General features: G+C 65.4%; 15 protein-coding genes. 10 read left to right on the top strand and 5 right to left on the bottom strand.

Features of this window, described 5'->3' with window-relative positions:
- Positions 1–12 precede the first annotated feature (12 nt).
- The gene (locus PSPA7_RS01825) at positions 13–1,389 is read right to left on the bottom strand and encodes a glutamine synthetase family protein (RefSeq protein WP_012073921.1); all 1,377 of its coding nucleotides are present in this window, start codon (positions 1,387–1,389) and stop codon (positions 13–15) included.
- A 278-nt stretch (positions 1,390–1,667) separates the two neighbouring features.
- On the opposite strand from PSPA7_RS01825, the gene PSPA7_RS01830 reads away from it, so the two are divergent.
- The 8 genes from PSPA7_RS01830 to PSPA7_RS01865 all read left to right on the top strand — a co-directional run bounded on the left by PSPA7_RS01830 (position 1,668) and on the right by PSPA7_RS01865 (position 11,061).
- Positions 1,668–2,420, top strand: coding sequence for a gamma-glutamyl-gamma-aminobutyrate hydrolase family protein (locus PSPA7_RS01830; RefSeq protein ID WP_012073922.1), 753 nt, complete (start codon positions 1,668–1,670; stop codon positions 2,418–2,420).
- Between the two features lie 40 nt (positions 2,421–2,460).
- A complete protein-coding gene (locus PSPA7_RS01835) occupies positions 2,461–3,819 on the top strand; it encodes a glutamine synthetase family protein (protein WP_012073923.1) in 1,359 nt (452 codons plus the stop codon).
- Between the two features lie 65 nt (positions 3,820–3,884).
- The gene (gene spuC / locus PSPA7_RS01840) at positions 3,885–5,255 is read left to right on the top strand and encodes a putrescine--pyruvate aminotransferase (RefSeq protein ID WP_003084297.1); all 1,371 of its coding nucleotides are present in this window, start codon (positions 3,885–3,887) and stop codon (positions 5,253–5,255) included.
- A gap of 115 nt (positions 5,256–5,370) precedes the next feature.
- Entirely contained in the window at positions 5,371–6,474 is a 1,104-nt protein-coding gene (gene spuD, locus PSPA7_RS01845; RefSeq protein ID WP_012073924.1) for a putrescine-binding protein SpuD, read from the top strand.
- Between the two features lie 418 nt (positions 6,475–6,892).
- Complete coding sequence (spuE, locus tag PSPA7_RS01850; RefSeq protein WP_003153285.1) at positions 6,893–7,990, top strand: spermidine-binding protein SpuE; 1,098 nt, start codon at positions 6,893–6,895, stop codon at positions 7,988–7,990.
- A gap of 56 nt (positions 7,991–8,046) precedes the next feature.
- Positions 8,047–9,201, top strand: coding sequence for a polyamine ABC transporter ATP-binding protein (gene potA / locus PSPA7_RS01855; protein ID WP_012073925.1), 1,155 nt, complete (start codon positions 8,047–8,049; stop codon positions 9,199–9,201).
- Positions 9,202–9,227: 26 nt separating this feature from the next.
- Entirely contained in the window at positions 9,228–10,109 is an 882-nt protein-coding gene (locus PSPA7_RS01860) for an ABC transporter permease subunit (RefSeq protein WP_074197249.1), read from the top strand.
- Positions 10,110–10,191: 82 nt separating this feature from the next.
- A complete protein-coding gene (locus tag PSPA7_RS01865; protein ID WP_003153279.1) occupies positions 10,192–11,061 on the top strand; it encodes an ABC transporter permease subunit in 870 nt (289 codons plus the stop codon).
- Positions 11,062–11,243: 182 nt separating this feature from the next.
- Here the strand turns inward: PSPA7_RS01865 and hacB are convergent, their stop codons facing one another.
- Positions 11,244–13,631, bottom strand: a complete 2,388-nt coding sequence (hacB, locus tag PSPA7_RS01870) for an N-acylhomoserine lactone acylase HacB (RefSeq protein ID WP_012073926.1) — start codon at positions 13,629–13,631, stop codon at positions 11,244–11,246.
- A gap of 110 nt (positions 13,632–13,741) precedes the next feature.
- On the opposite strand from hacB, the gene PSPA7_RS01875 reads away from it, so the two are divergent.
- Positions 13,742–14,794 (top strand): AraC family transcriptional regulator, encoded by a 1,053-nt coding sequence (locus PSPA7_RS01875; RefSeq protein WP_012073928.1) that lies wholly within the window; start codon positions 13,742–13,744, stop codon positions 14,792–14,794.
- On the opposite strand, the gene PSPA7_RS01880 is transcribed toward PSPA7_RS01875, so the two are convergent.
- On the bottom strand, positions 14,773–15,279 hold the full coding sequence (locus PSPA7_RS01880) for a hypothetical protein (RefSeq protein WP_012073929.1): 507 nt from the start codon (positions 15,277–15,279) through the stop codon (positions 14,773–14,775). The two genes, PSPA7_RS01875 and PSPA7_RS01880, sit on opposite strands and share 22 nt — an antisense overlap.
- Before the next feature lie 104 nt (positions 15,280–15,383).
- Entirely contained in the window at positions 15,384–15,995 is a 612-nt protein-coding gene (locus PSPA7_RS01885) for a DUF6436 domain-containing protein (RefSeq protein ID WP_049791992.1), read from the bottom strand.
- Positions 15,996–16,071: 76 nt separating this feature from the next.
- Here PSPA7_RS01885 and bipL point away from each other — a divergent pair, with 76 nt between their 5' ends.
- Entirely contained in the window at positions 16,072–17,013 is a 942-nt protein-coding gene (gene bipL / locus PSPA7_RS01890; RefSeq protein ID WP_012073930.1) for a phospholipase BipL, read from the top strand.
- 19 nt (positions 17,014–17,032) lie between these two features.
- Here the strand turns inward: bipL and PSPA7_RS01895 are convergent, their stop codons facing one another.
- Complete coding sequence (locus PSPA7_RS01895) at positions 17,033–17,785, bottom strand: hypothetical protein (protein ID WP_012073931.1); 753 nt, start codon at positions 17,783–17,785, stop codon at positions 17,033–17,035.
- Positions 17,786–17,800 lie beyond the last annotated feature (15 nt).

The raw sequence follows: 17,800 nt of genomic DNA on the forward strand, positions 1-17,800 counted from the left end.
GATACCGCTACCTCAGACGGTATGCAGGTACCAGTTGTACTCGAGGTCGGAGATCGAGTGCTCGAACTCCTCCAGCTCGCTTTCCTTGCAGGCGACGAAGATGTCGATGTACTTCGGGTCGATGTACTTCGCCATGATCTCGCTTTCGTCCAGCTCGCGCAGGGCGTCGCGCAGGTTGTTCGGCAGGCTCGGCTCCATCTGCTCGTAGGAGTTGCCTTCGATCGGCGCGCCCGGCTCGACCTTGTTGCTCAGCCCGTGGTGGACCCCGGCCAGCACCGCTGCCAGCAGCAGGTAGGGGTTGGCGTCGGCGCCCGCCACGCGGTGCTCCAGGCGCACCGCGTCCGGGCTGCCGGTGGGCACGCGCAGGGCCACGGTGCGGTTGTCCAGGCCCCAGCTCGGCGCGTTCGGCACGTAGAACTGCGAACCGAAGCGGCGGTAGGAGTTGACGTTGGGGCAGAGGAAGGCCATGGAGGCCGGTAGGGTCTCGAGCACACCGCCGATCGCATGGCGCAATGCGGCGTTCTGCTCGGGATCCTCGCTGGTGAAGATGTTGTTGCCGTGCTTGTCGAGCAGCGAGATGTGCACGTGCAGTCCGTTCCCGGCCTGGCCCGGATAGGGCTTGGCCATGAAGGTGGTGTCCATCTCGTGGTCGTAGGCGATGTTCTTGACCAGGCGCTTGAGCAGCACCGCGTGGTCGCAGGCCTTGAGGGCATCGTTGACGTGGTTGAGGTTGACCTCGAACTGCGCCGGAGCGGATTCGGCGACGATGGCGTCGGCCGGGATGCCCTGGGCGCGGGCGCCGTCGATGATGTCCTGAAGGCACTCGACGTATTCGTCGAGGTCGTCGATGGAATACACCTGCACCGACTGCGGACGCTTGCCGGAGATCGGCGAGCGCGGCGGCTGCGGCCGGCCGTTCACGTTCTCCTGGTCGATCAGGTAGAACTCCAGTTCGAAGGCGGCGACGATGGTCAGTTCCATCTCGGTGAATTTCTCCACCACCTGGCGCAGGACTTCGCGGGGATCGGCGAAGAAGGGCTCGCCTTCCAGCTCATGCATGGTCATCAGCAGTTGCGCGGTGGGGCGCTTCTGCCAGGGCTCCATGGAGAGGGTGCCGGGGATCGGATAGCAGATCCGGTCGGCGTCGCCGATGTCGAGACCCAGGCCGGTGCTCTCCACGGTGGAGCCGGTGATGTCGAGGGCGAACAGGGAAGCGGGGAGATTGATACCTTTCTCGAAGACTTTGTTCAGACTGTTGCGTTCGATCCGCTTGCCGCGAACCACGCCATTCATGTCTGCAATAAGAAGGTCGACGAACTGGACCTCGGGATGTTCCTTGAGGAACTCGCTCGGTTCAGTGAGCTGAACGGCACGCTGGGGTACCGACATGATGCAACACCTTTTTTGTTAAAAATTTCAATCATGCGGGGGGTAGGCTATGAGTCAATCCGAAAGCCTGTGGGATGTCAATAGCCGCCAAAAACGCCCTCTTGTGGGGCGTTGAGGCCGTTTTCAGGGCATTTTCGCCAGGCGAAAAGCCGAAAAAAACCTCGCGTCGAAGGGTGTTCAGGAACGCGTGTTCAATTTTTTACAGGCCTATTGTGTAAAAAAATGAACAACGCTAAGCTCGGCCAAACCCCATAACATCTACAAACAACGGGTGTCTCATGTCTCGCCTGCCGTTAATCGGCGTCACCGCCTGCACCAAGCAGATCGGTCTTCATCCCTACCACATTGCCGGCGACAAATACCTGCGTGCCGTGGTCAACGGCGCTGGCGGCCTCCCGCTGATCATTCCTGCGCTGGGCGAACTGCTCGACCAGGCAACCCTGCTGGACAGCATCGACGGCTTGCTCTTCACCGGCTCGCCGTCGAACGTCGAGCCCCGTCATTATAGTGGGGCGGCGAGCGAGCCCGGCACTCTTCACGATCCCGACCGCGACGCCACCACGCTGCCGCTGGTCCGCGCCGCCATCGACGCCGGCATTCCGGTCCTCGGCATCTGCCGTGGTTTCCAGGAAATGAACGTGGCTTTCGGCGGCAGCCTGCACCAGAAGGTGCACGAGGCCGGAACCTTCATGGACCACCGCGAGCCGGCCGACCAGCCGCTCGAGGTTCAGTACGCGCCGCGCCATGCCATGCATGTGCAGCCGGGCGGAGTGCTCGCCGGCATCGGCTTGCCGAGCGAGTTCCAGGTCAATTCCATCCATGGCCAGGGCGTTGATCGTCTGGCGCCGGGCCTTCGAGTAGAAGCACTGGCGCCTGACGGGTTGGTCGAAGCCATCTCCGTAGAAGGTGCAAAAGCCTTCGCTCTTGGTGTGCAATGGCACCCGGAGTGGCAGGTTCTGACGAACCCCAACTATCTCGCTATCTTCCAGGCTTTCGGTAAGGCCTGCGGCAAGAGGGCGGGGCAACGTTGAGTCCGGCTGTTGGGGCCGGACTCTCAACCCTGAGGTCTTTATGACTACCAAGTTAGACCAGCTGACCAGCTGGCTGAAGGAACGCAAGATCACCGAAGTGGAATGCCTGATTTCCGACCTGACAGGCATCGCCCGCGGCAAGATCTCGCCGACCAACAAGTTCATCGCGGAAAAGGGCATGCGCCTGCCGGAGAGCGTTCTGCTGCAGACCGTCACCGGCGACTACGTGGAAGACGACATTTACTACGACCTGCTCGACCCGGCCGACATCGATATGGTCTGCCGCCCGGACGAGAATGCCGTGTTCCTCGTCCCCTGGGCCATCGAGCCCACCGCGATGGTGATCCACGATACCTTCGACAAGCTCGGCAACCCCATCGAACTGTCTCCGCGCAACATCCTCAAGCGCGTGCTGAAGATGTACGCCGACAAGGGCTGGCGGCCGATCGTGGCGCCGGAGATGGAGTTCTACCTGACCAAGCGCAGCGATGACCCCGACTACCCGTTGCAGGCCCCGGTGGGCCGCTCCGGCCGCCAGGAAACCGGGCGCCAGTCGTTCTCCATCGACGCCGCCAACGAGTTCGACCCGCTGTTCGAGGACATGTACGACTGGTGCGAGGCCCAGGGCCTTGACCTGGATACGCTGATCCACGAGGAGGGCACCGCGCAGATGGAGATCAACTTCCGTCACGGCGACGCCCTCGACCTGGCCGACCAGATCCTGGTGTTCAAGCGCACCATGCGCGAGGCCGCGCTCAAGCACAACGTCGCCGCCACCTTCATGGCCAAGCCGATGACCGGCGAGCCGGGCAGCGCGATGCACCTGCACCAGAGCATCGTCGACGTGAAGACCGGCAGGAACATCTTCTCCAATGCCGACGGCACCATGAGCGAACTGTTCCTGCACCATATCGGCGGCCTGCAGAAGTTCATCCCGGAAGTGCTGCCGCTGTTCGCGCCCAACGTGAACTCGTTCCGCCGCTTCCTGCCCGATACCTCGGCGCCGGTGAACGTCGAGTGGGGCGAAGAGAACCGTACCGTCGGCCTGCGCGTGCCGGATTCCAGCCCGGAGAACCGCCGGGTCGAGAACCGCCTCGCCGGCGCCGACGCCAACCCTTACCTGGCGCTGGCTGCCAGCCTGCTGTGCGGCTACATCGGCATGGTCGAAGGCATCAAGCCGAGTGCCCAGGTCAAAGGTCGCGGCTATGAGCGCCGCAACCTGCGCCTGCCGCTGACGATCGAAGCGGCGCTGGAGCGCATGGAGAACTGCAAGCCCCTCGAGCAGTATCTCGGCAGCAAGTTCATCAGCGGCTACGTCGCGGTGAAACGTGCGGAGCACGAGAATTTCAAGCGGGTAATCAGCTCCTGGGAGCGGGAATTCCTCCTGCTTTCCGTTTGATCCTGGCCGGGGGCGGCCGGCGTGGACCGCCGCTCCCGGACAGTCTTGAATAGAAGAGGTGTGACATGAACAGCCAAATCACCAACGCCAAGACCCGTGAGTGGCAGGCGTTGAGCCGCGACCACCATCTGCCGCCGTTCACCGACTACAAGCAGTTGAACGAGAAGGGCGCGCGGATCATCACCAAGGCCGAAGGCGTCTACATCTGGGACAGCGAGGGCAACAAGATCCTCGATGCGATGGCCGGCCTCTGGTGCGTCAACGTCGGCTACGGCCGCGAGGAGCTGGTCCAGGCCGCTACCCGGCAGATGCGCGAGCTGCCGTTCTACAACCTGTTCTTCCAGACCGCCCACCCGCCGGTGGTCGAGCTGGCCAAGGCGATCGCCGACGTCGCCCCGGAAGGCATGAACCATGTGTTCTTCACCGGCTCCGGCTCCGAGGCCAACGACACCGTGCTGCGCATGGTCCGCCACTATTGGGCGACCAAGGGCCAGCCGCAGAAGAAAGTGGTGATCGGCCGCTGGAACGGCTACCACGGCTCCACCGTCGCCGGCGTCAGCCTGGGCGGCATGAAGGCGCTGCATGAACAGGGCGATTTCCCCATCCCGGGCATCGTCCACATCGCCCAGCCCTACTGGTACGGCGAGGGCGGCGACATGTCGCCGGACGAGTTCGGCGTCTGGGCCGCCGAGCAACTGGAGAAGAAGATTCTCGAAGTGGGCGAGGAAAACGTCGCCGCCTTCATCGCCGAGCCGATCCAGGGCGCCGGCGGCGTGATCGTCCCGCCGGACACCTACTGGCCGAAGATCCGCGAGATCCTCGCCAAGTACGACATCCTGTTCATCGCCGACGAAGTGATCTGCGGCTTCGGCCGTACCGGCGAGTGGTTCGGCAGCCAGTACTACGGCAACGCCCCGGACCTGATGCCGATCGCCAAGGGCCTCACCTCCGGCTACATCCCCATGGGCGGCGTGGTGGTGCGCGACGAGATCGTCGAAGTGCTCAACCAGGGCGGCGAGTTCTACCACGGCTTCACCTATTCCGGTCACCCGGTGGCGGCCGCCGTAGCCCTGGAGAACATCCGCATCCTGCGCGAGGAGAAAATCATCGAGAAGGTGAAGGCGGAAACGGCACCGTATTTGCAGAAACGCTGGCAGGAGCTGGCCGACCACCCGTTGGTGGGCGAAGCGCGTGGGGTCGGCATGGTCGCCGCCCTGGAGCTGGTCAAGAACAAGAAGACCCGCGAGCGTTTCACCGACAAGGGTGTCGGGATGCTGTGCCGGGAGCATTGTTTCCGCAACGGTTTGATCATGCGCGCGGTGGGCGACACTATGATTATCTCGCCGCCGCTGGTGATCGATCCGTCGCAGATCGATGAGTTGATCACCCTGGCGCGCAAGTGCCTCGATCAGACCGCCGCCGCCGTCCTGGCTTGAGTCCCTGAGCGGACTTTTGCCAGACTGCGCCAGTGCGTTGGCCAGGCTCACCGGGTGGTGACGCGATCGGTTGCGCCACCGCCCGGATACTTCAACAAAAATGGAGCTACCCCGCATGATGAAACGTTTCGGTAAGACCCTGCTCGCCCTGACCTTGGCGGGCACTGTGGCCGGTATGGCGCAGGCTGCGGACAACAAGGTGCTGCACGTCTACAACTGGTCCGACTACATCGCGCCGGACACCCTGGAGAAGTTCACCAAGGAAACCGGGATCAAGGTCGTCTATGACGTCTACGACAGCAACGAGGTGCTGGAAGCCAAGTTGCTGGCGGGCAAGTCCGGGTACGACGTGGTGGTGCCGTCCAACTCCTTCCTCGCCAAGCAGATCAAGGCCGGGGTCTACCAGAAGCTCGACAAGTCCAAGCTGCCGAACTGGAAGAACCTGAACAAGGACCTGATGCACACCCTGGAAGTCAGCGACCCGGGCAACGAGCACGCGATTCCCTACATGTGGGGCACCATCGGCATCGGCTACAACCCGGACAAGGTCAAGGCGGCCTTCGGCGACAACGCGCCGGTGGATTCCTGGGACCTGGTGTTCAAGCCGGAGAACATCCAGAAGCTGAAGCAGTGCGGCGTGAGCTTCCTCGACTCGCCGACCGAGATCCTTCCGGCGGCCCTGCACTATCTCGGCTACAAGCCGGACACCGACAATCCCAAGGAACTCAAGGCGGCCGAGGAACTGTTCCTGAAGATCCGTCCCTACGTCACCTACTTCCACTCGTCGAAGTACATTTCCGACCTGGCCAACGGCAACATCTGCGTCGCCATCGGCTACTCCGGCGATATCTACCAGGCCAAGTCGCGCGCCGAAGAGGCGAAGAACAAGGTCACCGTCAAGTACAACATTCCCAAGGAAGGCGCCGGCAGCTTCTTCGACATGGTCGCCATCCCCAAGGACGCCGAGAACACCGAAGGCGCCCTGGCGTTCGTCAACTTCCTGATGAAGCCGGAAATCATGGCCGAGATCACCGACGTGGTGCAGTTCCCCAACGGCAACGCGGCGGCCACCCCGCTGGTGTCCGAGGCGATCCGCAACGACCCGGGCATCTACCCGAGCGAAGAGGTCATGAAGAAGCTGTACACCTTCCCCGACCTGCCGGCCAAGACCCAGCGGGCGATGACCCGCAGCTGGACCAAGATCAAGTCCGGCAAGTGATCCGCGTGGACGCCGGCGGCGCCTGAGCCCGCCGGCGCTCCGCCACGAGTGAACCGGAACGCGGCCGGGTTTCCTCCGGTTGCGCTCCCCCTGCGAAGAGGTTCGACTCTTTTGCCCGTTCGTCCAGACGCTTCCTCCTGGGGGCCCGACGACCGGACGCAGTATCGACGACGAAGACGCTGCCACGGGCGCTGCGCCAATCTGCCGCGCCGGGGACGTTCACGCCGTTCGCACGGGGCCCCGGGCCCGGAAAACCTGAAACCAACACGTCGGTGGGGAACCCAACTCACTCATGTTTCCCGGCGCAATCGCCGGGTTGTCATGAAACCCGAGTGATCTGGGCTTACATCGGCACTTGAAGAACACGGGTCGAACAGGCAGGGTGCTGCCGTGAAAAGGCCCGGAACAGGAGTCGGACATGCAACATCCCATTGGAAAGACACTGCTGGTGGCCACGCTGGCCGCGGCGATCGCGGGCCCCGTACAGGCGGAGAAGAAGAGCCTGCACATCTACAACTGGACCGATTACATCGCTCCGACCACCCTCAAGGACTTCACCAAGGAGAGCGGGATCGACGTCAGCTACGACGTCTTCGACTCCAACGAGACCCTGGAGGGCAAGCTGGTATCCGGGCATTCCGGCTACGACATCGTGGTGCCATCGAACAACTTCCTCGGCAAGCAGATCCAGGCCGGCGCCTTCCAGAAGCTGGACAAGAGCAAGCTGCCGAACTGGAAGAACCTCGACCCGGCGCTGCTCAAGCAGCTGGAAGTCAGCGATCCGGGCAACCAGTACGCGGTGCCCTACCTGTGGGGCACCAACGGCATCGGCTACAACGTGGCCAAGGTCAAGGAAGTGCTCGGCGACCAGCCGATCGACTCCTGGGCGATCCTCTTCGAGCCGGAGAACATGAAGAAGCTCGCCAAGTGCGGCGTGGCCTTCATGGACAGCGGCGACGAGATGCTGCCCGCCGCCCTCAACTACCTGGGGCTGGATCCCAACACGCACGACCCGAAGGAGTACAAGAAGGCCGAGGAGGTACTGACGAAGGTGCGTCCCTACGTCAGCTACTTCCACTCCTCCAAGTACATTTCCGACCTGGCCAACGGCAACATCTGCGTCGCCTTCGGCTATTCCGGGGACGTCTTCCAGGCGGCCGCCCGTGCCGAGGAGGCCGGCAAGGGCATCGACATCCAGTACGTGATTCCCAAGGAAGGCGCCAACCTGTGGTTCGACCTGATGGCGATTCCCGCCGACGCCAAGGCCGCCGATAACGCCTATGCGTTCATCGACTACCTGCTGCGTCCGGAAGTGATCGCCAAGGTCAGCGACTACGTCGGCTACGCCAACGCGGTACCGGGGGCTCGCCCGCTGATGGACAAGAGCGTCAGCGACAGCGAGGAGGTGTATCCGCCGCAGGCCGTGCTCGACAAGGCCTACGTTTCCGCCGTGCTGCCGGCCAAGGTGCTGCGCCTGCAGACCCGCACCTGGACCCGGATCAAGACCGGCAAATAAGTTCAAATTCCGCCCGGTAGCGTGAACCGGGCATCAACGACTTGGGAGTTGTGGTAATGGCGATAGCCTCCGGTGCCTACAAGAAAGCCCTAGAGGGCAGCCAGCAGCCGAAAGAGGTGCTGGTAAAGATCGACCGGGTAACCAAGCAGTTCGACGAGACGCTGGCGGTGGACACCGTGTCCCTGACCATCAACAAGGGCGAGATCTTCGCCCTGCTCGGCGGCTCCGGCTCGGGTAAATCCACCCTGTTGCGCATGCTCGCCGGCTTCGAGCGACCCACCGAGGGGCGGATCTTCCTCGATGGCCAGGACATCACCGACCTGCCGCCCTACGAGCGGCCGATCAACATGATGTTCCAGTCCTATGCGCTGTTCCCGCACATGAGCGTGGCGCAGAACATCGCCTTCGGCCTCAAGCAGGACGGCCTGCCCAAGGCCGAGATCGACGAGCGCGTGGCCGAGATGCTCAAGCTGGTGCACATGACCCAGTACGCCAAGCGCAAGCCGCACCAGCTCTCCGGCGGCCAGCGCCAGCGGGTGGCCCTGGCGCGCTCGCTGGCCAAGCGGCCGAAGCTGCTGCTGCTCGACGAGCCGATGGGCGCGCTGGACAAGAAGCTGCGCTCGCAGATGCAACTTGAACTGGTGGAGATCATCGAGCGCGTCGGCGTGACCTGCGTGATGGTGACCCACGACCAGGAAGAGGCCATGACCATGGCCCAGCGCATCGCCATCATGCACCTGGGCTGCATCGAGCAGATCGGCAGCCCGATGGACATCTACGAAACCCCGGCGAGCCGCCTGGTCTGCGAGTTCATCGGCAACGTCAACCTGTTCGACGGCGTGCTGGTGGAGGACGTGCAGGACCATGCGGTGATCGCCTGCCCGCAATTGGAGAACCCGATCTACATCGGCCACGGCATCAGTACCCGCGCCGAGGACAAGCGCATCACCTACGCGCTGCGGCCGGAGAAAGTGATGATCAGCGCGCAGAAGCCGGACAACCTGGAACACCCCGGGCACAACTGGGCGCAGGGCACCGTCTATGACATCGCCTACCTCGGCGGCCACTCGGTGTACTACATCAAGCTGGCTTCGGGGATGATCGTCCAGGCCTTCATGGCCAACGCCGAGCGCCACGTCGCACGGCCGACCTGGGACCAGTCGGTGTACATCAGCTGGTACGACGACAGCGGCGTGGTACTGCAGTCATGAAATTCGCCAACAGCCTGAAAAAGCGCATGCCCGGTGGGCGGCATGCGGTCATCGGGGTGCCGTTCCTGTGGCTCTTCCTGTTCTTCCTGCTGCCCTTCGCCATCGTGCTGAAGATCAGCCTGGCGGAAGCGGACGTGGCCATCCCGCCCTACACCGAGATCTTCGCCTACGCCGACCAGCAGCTGCAGGTGCTGCTGAACCTCGGCAACTACCTGATGCTGACCGACGACCCGCTCTACATCGACGCCTACCTCGGCTCGCTGAAGATGGCCTTCGTCAGCACCCTGATCTGCCTGCTGGTGGGCTACCCGATGGCCTACGCCATCGCCCGCTCCAGCCAGTCGACGCAGACGGTCCTGCTGCTGTTGATCATGATGCCGACCTGGACGGCGATCCTGATCCGGGTCTATGCCTGGATGGGCATCCTTTCCAACAACGGCCTGCTCAACAGCGTGCTGATGGGGCTGGGGATCATCAGCGAGCCGCTGACTATCCTCAACACCAACGTCGCGGTGTACATCGGCATCGTCTATTCCTACCTGCCGTTCATGATCCTGCCGCTCTACGCCAACCTGGTGAAGCACGACCCGAGCCTGCTGGAAGCCGCATCCGACCTGGGCGCGCGCAACTTCACCAGCTTCTGGAAGATCACCGTGCCGCTGTCGAAGAACGGCATCATCGCCGGCTGCATGCTGGTGTTCATCCCCGCGGTGGGCGAGTTCGTCATCCCGGAACTGCTCGGCGGCCCCGAGACCCTGATGATCGGCAAGGTGCTCTGGCAGGAGTTCTTCAACAACCGCGACTGGCCGGTAGCGTCCGCCCTGGCGGTGGTGATGCTGGCGATCCTGATCATCCCGATCATCCTGTTCAACAAGAACCAGGCTAAAGAACTGGAGGGCAAGGTATGAGCCAGCACCACGTATTCTGCTCTTCATCCTGTTCAACAGGCTCTCCATCCAGAAGCGTGGCTAAAGAACTGGAGGGCAAGGTATGAAGCGCTGGAATTTCTCCAACGTCATGCTGATCGTCGGCCTGCTCTTCATCTACCTGCCGATGCTGATCCTGGTGATCTACTCGTTCAACGCCTCCAAGCTGGTGACGGTGTGGGGCGGCTGGTCGGTGAAGTGGTACGTCGGCCTGCTGGACAACACCCAGCTGGTCAGTTCGGTCGGCCGCTCCCTGGAGATCGCCTTCTACACGGCGTTCTCCTCGGTGATCCTCGGGACCCTGGCGGCCTTCGTCCTCACCCGCATCCCGCGCTTCCGCGGCCGCACGCTGTTCGGTGGCATGGTCACCGCACCGCTGGTGATGCCGGAAGTGATCACCGGCCTGTCGTTGCTGCTGCTGTTCGTGGCCATGGCGCAACTGATCGGCTGGCCGCAGGAGCGGGGTATCGTCACCATCTGGATCGCCCACACCAGCTTCTGCTCGTCCTACGTGGCGGTGGTGGTGTCGGCGCGCCTGCGTGAACTCGACCTGTCGATCGAGGAGGCGGCGATGGACCTGGGCGCCAAGCCCTGGAAGGTGTTCCTGCTGATCACCATCCCGATGATCGCGCCCTCGCTGGCGGCCGGCGGCATGATGTCCTTCGCCCTGTCGCTGGACGACCTGGTGCTGGCCAGCTTCGTCTCCGGCCCCGGCTCGACCACCCTGCCGATGGAAGTCTTCTCCGCCGTGCGCCTGGGCGTGAAGCCGGAGATCAACGCGGTGGCCAGCCTGATCCTGCTGAGCGTCTCGTTGTTCACCTTCCTTGCCTGGTACTTCACCCGCCAGGCCGAGGAGCGGCGTCGCCGGGCGATCCAGCAGGCGATGGAAGAGACCGCCAGCGACTGGCAGAAAGGCTCGCCGACCCCGGCCTGAGCCTGCCGCCGGAAAAGAAAAGGCCACCTTCGGGTGGCCTTTTTCATTGTGGCGTCGGTGGCGGGAAATGCCTGGCTACGCTCCGTAGGGCGAATAACGCCCGAGGCGTTATCCGCCGATACCCCGTTGTATCCGGCGGACAACCACCATGCGGTTACTCGCCCTACTCCACGCCGGCCGGCTCAGCGCTTCGGCTCCAGCACCAGCACGCCCTTGCTGTTCGCCTTCACCTCGTTTTCCTCATAGTGCTGTGGCAGGTAGTGGCCCTCGATGTAGGCTTCGGCCTGGTCGTCGTAGTGGCCATCGAAGGGCACGCCGCTCTGCCCGACCGGGTTGATGCCGAGGCTGTGGGTCGGGTCGGCGAAGTCCACCAGGCGCCGGGTCGAGGGGCCGTAGGTGACCGGCCAGGGGGCCGGACCGATCTTCGCCGACAGGTTGTTCGGCACTTCGTGGGTGCCGGGGGCGGCGAACGGGCCGACGTTGAGGAGGCGCCTGAGCAGCGGCTGCTGGCCCAGCGCGTGCTCGTGGGTCAGGGTGTGCGCCTTGCCCCACAGCCAGCCGGACGGGTCGTTGCCGAGGGTGCCGCGCAGGTGCGCGAGGGAGGCGGCCCAGGCGGCCTTGACGATATCCGCGCGGCTTTCCCGGCGCTCTGTGCGGCGGTCGTCCCACCAGGGGGAGTCGGCGTCGGCGGCCAGTCGTGGCAGCGCGCTGTCGATGGCGCGGGTGGCGATCAGGTTGTCGAAGAAGGCATCGCCCAATTCGTCGTGCAAGGCGCCCTCGGCGATCTGGAACAGCAACTGGTTGAACAGCGTGGCGGCGGTCGAGTCGACCGGGTAGTCGCCCTTCCAGGCCGCCAGTTGCTCGACCAGACGCTTGCCTTCGGCGTCGTCGACCGCCTCGCGCAGCACCGGCAGCAACGGTGCGAGCAGGCGCGGCGCGTAGCCGGTGCGGTTGCCGAGCTGCAACGCGCGGCTGTTGTCCAGGTTCCACTTCACGCTGCGATCGGCCAGTTGCGCATCCAGCCACTGGCCGCGGTCGGCCAGGTTGTAGTAGCCGGGGATCGGCCGGCCGTTGGCCGGCACCGGCTGGAAGTTGGCGGAGACGATGTAGCCGCGCGCCGGGTTTTCTTCCTGTGGATTGTCGGCGAAGGGATAGAAGCCGGATTTGTCCGCCTCGCCCTGGCTGCCATCGAGGATGAAACTCGGATTCACTCCCTCCGGCCGCTTCGGCAGTGCCGCCGAGGCCCACCAGCCGATGTCGCCGGCGGCGTTGGCCCAGACCAGGTTGAGCCCCGGCGAATGGATCTTCGAGGCCGCCGCGCGGGCCTTGGCCAGGGTGTCGGCGCGGTTCAGCTCGTAGAAGGCGTCGAGCACCGGGTTCTCGCTCTCGAGGAAGGCCCACCACATGGCGATCGGGGTCTTGCCGGAGCTGGCGCCGAGCGCGTCGTTGACGATCGGACCGTGGGGCGAGCGGCGCAGGGTGAGCTTCACCGGCGCGGCGCCCTTGACCGCGATTTCCTGCTCCTCGCTCTGCAGGTCGACCCACTTGCCCTGGTACCAGACCTGGTTGGGGTTGTCCGGGTTGACCTTCTCGGCGATCAGGTCGAGGTCGTCGTTCTGGAACATGGTCAGGCTCCAGCCGAACGCGCGGTTGTGGCCCAGCGAGGCGAAGGGGTTGAGCGCCTGGTGGTGGCCGTAGAGCTCGAAGCCGGGCGCGCTCAGCTGGGCCTCGTACCACACCGCTGGCGCGGCGAAGCGGATGTGCGGGTCGCCGGCCAGCAACGGCTTGCCGCTGGCGCTGCGGCTGCCGGCGACGACCCAGGCGTTGCTGCCCTCGAACTGCGGCAGGCCGGCGTCCTCCAGGGCCTGCTGGCTGAGACGGGCGAGGGCGCCGAGGTCCTGCCAGTCGCCGGCGCCCAGTGCGCCGGAGGGCGTCAGCACGCCCTGCGGATGCCAGTCGAGGTCGAAGATGCGCAGGTAGTCACCGCCCAGTTCGTCGCGCACATAGGTCAGTGCCGGCTCGGTGCGGAACGCGGCGGCGAAGCTGTAGGCCATGTAGCCGGCGATGCTCAGGGTGTCCTCGGGGGTGAAGGGACGCCTGGGTATGCCCAGCAGGTCGAATTCGAGCGGAGCGGGGTTGTTTTCCTGGAACTGGTTGACCCCGTCGAGGTAGGCCTCCAGCACCTTCCACGGCTGCGACTGCTTGTCCTGGCGCGCGCTGTACGCGGCGGCGTGGTCGCGGATGCGCAAGGTGCGGAACAGCCGGTCGGTGTCCACCAGCCTGGGGCCGAGTACCTCGGCCAGTTCGCCGCGCGACAGGCGCCGCAGCATTTCCATCTGGAACAGGCGGTCCTGGGCGTGCACGTAGCCGAGGGCGCGGTAGAGGTCGGTCTGGTTCTGCGCGTACAGGTGCGGCACGCCGCGCTCGTCGTAGCGCACGTCGACCGGCGCCTGCAGGTGGGCCAGGGCCAGCGAGCCGCTGCGCACCGGCTGCTTGGCATGGAGATACCAGGCGGCGCCGGCGGCCGCGGCGGCTACCGCCACGGCGATCACGGTCAGGGTGCGTTTCATCGGACCTTTCTCCTTGTTGTAGTGGCGAGCATTCTGCGGATGCCATCGACGCGCGGCATTGACCGAATGCTCGGAGCCTGGAAGTCTTTGGTCAATCACGAGGAGCCGCCATGCAGGACGACCCGTCCACCAGTCCCCTGACCCATTCCGCCACGTTGCGGCGCCTGTTGTACGAAGCCTTCGACGCCCTCGGCCTGGACCCGACCCGGGTCTATCGCAGCGTCTACCGGCGCACGCCGCTGCCGCCACCGGTCCTGGGTGGCCGCCTGGTGCACGACAACGCCCCGTTGTTCTGGACCGAACTGGCGGCGGTGACCGGCGATGCCGACATCGGCCTGCACCTGGGCGAGGCGATGAAGCCGCGCCTGCTCGATGTGGTCGGCTACCTGCTGCTGTCCGCGCGCGATCTGGAGGAGGCGCTGCGCAGCTTCGTGCGTTTCCAGCACATACTCTCCGGTGGTTTCGCCGCGCGCCTCGAGGTCGAAGGGGATTCGGCCAGGCTGATCCTCGACATCAACTACCTGGGCCATGCCTCGCTGCGCCAGCAGATCGAATGCCTGATGCTGCTGTTCCTCAAGCTGCTGGCGCTGATCAGCGACGACGAGTTCGTCGCCGAACACATCGAGTTCCGCCATCCGGCGCCGGCCCGCCTCGGCGAGCACCGCCGGCTGTTCGGCCGGTTGCCGCTGTTTTCCCGCGAGCACGACGCGCTGCTGTTCCCCGCCGCGCTGCTCCGGCGACCGTCGCGCAACGCCAATCCGGACATGCATGCGCTGCTTACCCGTCACGCGGAAGAGCAGAGCCGCGAGCTCAGCGAGAACCGCCTGCTCAATCGCGTGCGCTACCTGGTCGAACTGCGCCTGGGCGAGGGCTACGGCATGCGCCAGTGCGCGGCCGAGCTGGGCCTGGGCGCCGGCGCGCTGCAACGCGCGCTGGCCGCCGGCGGGGCGAGCTTCCGCCAGGTGCGCGAGGAGGTCCGCCGGCAGCGCGCCGGCGAAATGCTGCGGGCCGGCAGCGCGATCCGCGAAGTGGCCAAGGCCTGTGGCTTCGCCGAGCTGTCGCCGTTCTACCGGGCCTTCCGCCGCTGGTACGCCGCGCCCCCTGAACAGTACAGGGCGCGGCTGGCGAGGGAGGAGAGGGATTATTCGACCAGCGGCACCTGACGGCCGATCTCCAGGGTGGCGATGGCGTCGAGCTGGATCTCGATCTGCAGGAAGCGCATGGCGCGCTTGGGCGAGACGTTCTTGGCGATGCGCTTGACGTACTTGTCGCGCAGTTCCAGGCGGTCTTCCTGGAGCTCCTCGACGCGGTCGATCAGCTTGCTCGCCTGGTCGTCGGTGACGTTGCCGCTGTTGTAGGCCTGCGCGTAGTCCAGCAGCAGCTTGAGGGTTTCCTTGCTGAGCTTGTCCGACTCGGTGCGGTAGGTGTTGTAGATCGGCCAGAATTTCTCGCCTTCCTGGTCGGTGAGGTTCATGTTGGCTTCGACGATGCGCTTGCGCTTGTAGTCGACGTCGGCCAGGTCGTTCTGGATCTGCGCCTGGTGTTCCTTCATCAGTTCCTTGCTGCTGGGCTGCGGATCGTTCTGGGCGGCCATCAGCGGCAGGCTGACGAGGGCGGCGAGCAGGGCGAGGGTGGGGCGTAGGGACATGCAGCGACTCCTTGGTTCGGAAACGGCCCTTCGTGGACCGACCCGGGCAGTGTAGCCGCTGCGCCGGCCCGTGCCCTCTGTCGAAAGCCTGGCCTTGAGCCAGGTCAGTCTTTTTCCCCGGCCCAGGGGCAATAGCAGCCCACGGCGAGGGTATGGGTGGCGTTCACCGGGCGGCCTTGCAGCAGCGCCTCGAGGATCGGCTCGATGAAGCTGTTGCTGGAGGTGCATACCGCGCCTTCGCTATAGGGGCCGAAGTAGGCCAGGCGGCCGTCGCGGTCCCAGATCGCCACGGCCGGGCTGGCCGGCAGTTGCTCGGAACCGGGCAGGCCGGCGAGGGGACGCAGGGCGGCCAGGTTGTCCGGCAGGCGGCCCTGGCTGCCGGGCTTCTGCAGGACGTGGAACTCCACGCCCTGGCCGGCGAAGCGCTCGATCAGCTCGCCGAGATGCTGCTGGTTGCCGACGTTGCAGGGACAGGCCGGGTCCCAGAAATGCACCAGGCGGATCGGGCCCGGCCCGGCCAGCCCGGCAGGCAGGCGCAGGCTGTCGCCGGAGAACAGGGTGGTCTGCTCGCTGAACGGGCGGATGTAGCGGATCTCGAACCACCAGTAGGCGGTGAGCAGGCCGCCGGCCCAGAGCAGGCCGACGAGGCTGACGAGGAGCGTCTTGCGGCGGGGAGTCATGGCGTTCACACGGAAAACGGGTGCCAAGCTTGCCATGTGTTCGCGCGCAGCTGAATATCCCAGGGTTTCGCCCGTGGCCCGGCCACCTATAGTCCCCAGCCCGGAATCGCCGATGTCAGAAGCCTTCAACCCCGATTACCTGCGCCAGCACCTGCGACCCTTGGCCGCGGCCGAGGCGGATGCCGCTGTCCTCGCCTACCAGGCCTACTACGGCCTGGACCTGCGCGCCCGCCATCCGGACCTGCGAGCGCGGCTCGGCAGCATGCTGGTCGACGGGCGCCGCCTGGCGGTACAGGCCTGGCTGCTGCCGGAGGCGCGCGGTAGCCTGCTGCTGATGCATGGCTATTACGACCACATGGGGTTGTACCGGCACGTGGTCGACTGGGCGCTGGGCATGGGCTTCTCGGTGCTCGCCTGCGACCTGCCTGGGCATGGCCTGTCCGAAGGCGAGCGCGCCAGCATCCGCGACTTCGCCGAATACCAGGCGGTGTTCAAGGGCCTCCTGGGCCAGGCCGCCGAACTTGCCCTGCCGCAGCCCTGGCACCTGTGCGGACAAAGCACCGGCGGGGCGATCCTGCTGGACTACCTGCTGCACGGCGGCGAGCGTCCCGAGCTGGGCGAGACCATCCTTATGGCGCCGCTGGTGCGTCCGCGCGCCTGGGGCTGGTCGAAGCTCAGCTACCGCCTGCTGAGCCCGTTCGTCGACTCGATCCCGCGGCGCTTCTCGGAGAACTCCAGCGACCCGCGCTTCCTCGACTTCCTCCGCGAGCACGATCCGTTGCAGCCGCGCACCCTGCCGACCGCCTGGGTCGGTGCGCTGACCCGCTGGGTGCCGCGCATCGAGCGGGCGCCTCGGCGCGCCCTGAGTCCCCTGGTGGTGCAGGGCGAGGCCGACGAGACGGTGGACTGGCGCCATGGCCTGAAGGTGCTGCGGGAGAAATTCGACGAGCCGCGGATACTGTTGCTGGATGAGGCGCGCCATCACCTGGCGAACGAAAGCGAGGGGTTGCGGCGGCGCTATTTCGATTTCCTGAGCGACGCGCTGGGGGCCTGACCCGCAGGCCCCGCGTCGATCACTGGGCGACCGACTGGTCCACCGCCAGGCCGGCTTTCAGCGCGGCCAGGGCCGCCTGGTAGTAGCTGCGCCCGGCGGACGATTCGGCGAAGCTCACGTACTGGGTGAGCTCCGCGTCGGAGAGGCCGCGGTAGACATACAGCAGGGTGTTCTCCAGGTCCGCGCCGATCTGTTGCACCAGACGCTGGCGCTGGCCCTCCAGCAACTGGCCGGTCTGTCCGCCGCCAAGCAGGCCGGGCAGCCCCGGAAGCATCTGGCTGAGGCTGTCGGCGGCGACCCCGGCCAGGGCCAGGCTGACTTCCGCGCCGGCCTCGCGCGCCGGGAGGACCTGGGCCAGGCGCTTGACCAGGGCGCGGCGCGGCTCGCTGGCGGTCTGCCGCGGCAGGCCGTTGCTGTGCTGTAGCAACTGGTCGCGGCGGGTAGCGAGGACCTCGGCGGCGACCACCTTGCGCCCCAGCGGCGACTCGAAGAAGTTCAGTGGATTGGCGCTGTCCGGAAGGTTCTCGCGCAGGCCGTTGAGCGCGCGCCGGTCGACCTCGGCCGGGGCGAAGCGACGATTGCTGTTGTCCACCAGGGTCTGGTAGAGCGCCGGCGGCAGCTTGTCCTGGTAGCGCTTCTGCGCCGCGTCCAGGGCATCGCTGAAATGCGCGCGCTGGTCGGGCCAGCCAGCGGCCTGGTACAGGCGTTGATAGGGGTCGGCCAGGGCGGGCAGACCAACCAGCAGTAAAGCGAAGGCGAGCAGGGCGCGCATTGATACTCCTTTGGC

It is taken from the genome of Pseudomonas paraeruginosa PA7, from assembly GCF_000017205.1.
GTDB classification, from domain to species: Bacteria; Pseudomonadota; Gammaproteobacteria; order Pseudomonadales; family Pseudomonadaceae; genus Pseudomonas; species Pseudomonas paraeruginosa.